We start from the raw sequence: 1,935 nt of genomic DNA on the forward strand, positions 1-1,935 counted from the left end.
TTATTATTATTATTATTATTATTATCTGTTTTTTATTTGTATTCTTTACCTGTTGCAATCTTTTTTATCTTTACGAATATGCAGAACTCTTATTTATTCCCCTCAATATTAGTGTTAAACTTTGCAGGATTTAAACTTTGCAGGATTTAACATAGAAGGGTCGAACGCAGGGGTTAAATGCAGCCAGAGATTTATATTTACCTGAACAGAAAGAAACTTTAGTTCTAAATTCGATCATGCGTTTTATTTATAAGTAAGATTATTTTAAATAAAACATGGTGATTTTATGACTCTTGAAAAAATTCTGAAAGATACCTTTAGAGGAGAGACCACTGAAGTTGGATGGTACCTGGCAATGTCTAAGATTGCTGAACAGGAAGGGCTTGCAGATGTTGCAGTCTACCTCCGCCAGATAGCAATGGACGAAGCCTGGCATGCCACAGAAGTGGCTGAAATTATGGGGCTCGTAAAAAGCACGACAATTGAAAACCTTGAAATGATGCTTGAAGGGGAAAGTAAAGCCGAGGTCGAAAAAGCCGAAGCTGCAGAACTTGCCAGAAAGGAAGGCAATACCAGAGCTGCTCTTTTCTTTGAGAGGGCGTCCCTTGACGAAGCCAGGCATAAAGCAGGTCTCAAGGGCTTTCTGGAAAGGATTAAAAAGCAGCAGTAAAAACTGCAAACGGATCTCCTGATCCGTTCTTCTATTGTTTTGAAACCTTACTTAATTTGTATTCTTTTACTTCCTTTCTGTTCTTAGTGTGACACATAAAAACCTTACAGGTTCATGTATTTGGTTCTGATAATTAATTCACTCCCTGAAACAGGTCGGTGTGGACACATACAATTTATATTGTCTCGAGCAATATATTATCTGGTCTGGTGCTCTTTTTTACGAGTCCAGAAGTTTAATTCCTCTAATCCGGAAGGGTGTCGGATTATCGAGGTTCTGTAGTTATGTAAGGGGTCTAATTTCCGGGGGCTAAAACAGGTTTCCAGATCCGTTTATTTAAGGGTCAAAGGTATTTTTCGGGAACTTCAGCCTGTTTATCAACTCAGTTTTTGCTCTGATGTCTGGACATCGGTCTCAAGCAAACTGATTATTAGATCCTGAAACAAACCTGAATCTATTAAATTAGGAGAGTGTAAAATATGGTAAGCAAGGAATATGTTAAGGGAGACCTTCCTGAGAAAGCTGCAATCTTGCAAAGAGACGGGGAAACTTATGCAATTGCTCCACACATTCCCGGAGGGATCGTATATCCCGAAACTCTCAGAAAGATAGCAGACATCGCAGACAAATATGGGGCTGCGGCTCTGAAAATTACTTCAGCTCAGAGAATTGCGATTGTAGGGCTCAAGGAGGAAGACCTGGATGCAGCATGGGCTGAACTGGGTATGAAACCCGGAGCTGCCATCGGGCTCTGTGTCAGGAGTGTCAAAATCTGCCCTGGAACTACATTTTGCAAGAGAGGCAAACAGGATGCCGTCGGGCTTGGCTTGAAACTTGATGAAAAATACCACGGCATGCAGCTTCCTTCTAAATTCAAAATGGCTGTTTCCGGCTGTCAGAATTCTTGTTCCGAGCCGAGCATAAAAGACATAGGAATCATGGGCACGGCAAAAGGCTATACTCTTAGCGTCGGGGGGAGCGCAGGGCCTCGTCCAAGGCTCGGGAGCGTGATGGCAAAGGACCTTTCCGAAGAACAGGTTCTGGATCTTGTTGACAGGATAATTAACTTCTATAAAGGATATGGGAAGGCAAGAAGGATCGGAGAAGTACTGGAGGAAATAGGGATTGAGAAATTCAAAGAAGGGGTAGGGCTGTAAGCAGATCTCTAATTATTTAGGGTCCTCTTAAACTCACTCTTTAACTGGAACTTATTTTCCATTTTTTCTGCCAATTAAGCCAGAGAATAGTTTCCCCAAAAAAAGTAC

At 41.4% G+C, this 1,935-nt stretch carries 2 protein-coding genes; both read left to right on the forward strand.

The window, feature by feature from the left end; all coding sequences use genetic code 11:
• The first annotated feature begins 286 nt into the window (after positions 1–286).
• On the forward strand, positions 287–670 hold the full coding sequence (locus tag EO93_RS13395; RefSeq protein ID WP_048135681.1) for a ferritin family protein: 384 nt from the start codon (positions 287–289) through the stop codon (positions 668–670).
• A 479-nt stretch (positions 671–1,149) separates the two neighbouring features.
• Positions 1,150–1,827 (forward strand): NAD(P)/FAD-dependent oxidoreductase, encoded by a 678-nt coding sequence (locus EO93_RS13400; RefSeq protein WP_048135683.1) that lies wholly within the window; start codon positions 1,150–1,152, stop codon positions 1,825–1,827.
• Positions 1,828–1,935 lie beyond the last annotated feature (108 nt).

The sequence above is a fragment of the Methanosarcina sp. 1.H.A.2.2 genome (assembly GCF_000979975.1).
Taxonomy (GTDB): Archaea; Halobacteriota; Methanosarcinia; order Methanosarcinales; family Methanosarcinaceae; genus Methanosarcina.

Excerpts from the sequence above, each read along its gene's own strand:
- EO93_RS13395 (WP_048135681.1), top strand. The coding sequence starts at position 287 with ATGACTCTTGAAAAAATTCTGAAAGATACCTTTAGAGGAGAGACCACT.
- EO93_RS13400 (WP_048135683.1), top strand. The coding sequence starts at position 1,150 with ATGGTAAGCAAGGAATATGTTAAGGGAGACCTTCCTGAGAAAGCTGCA.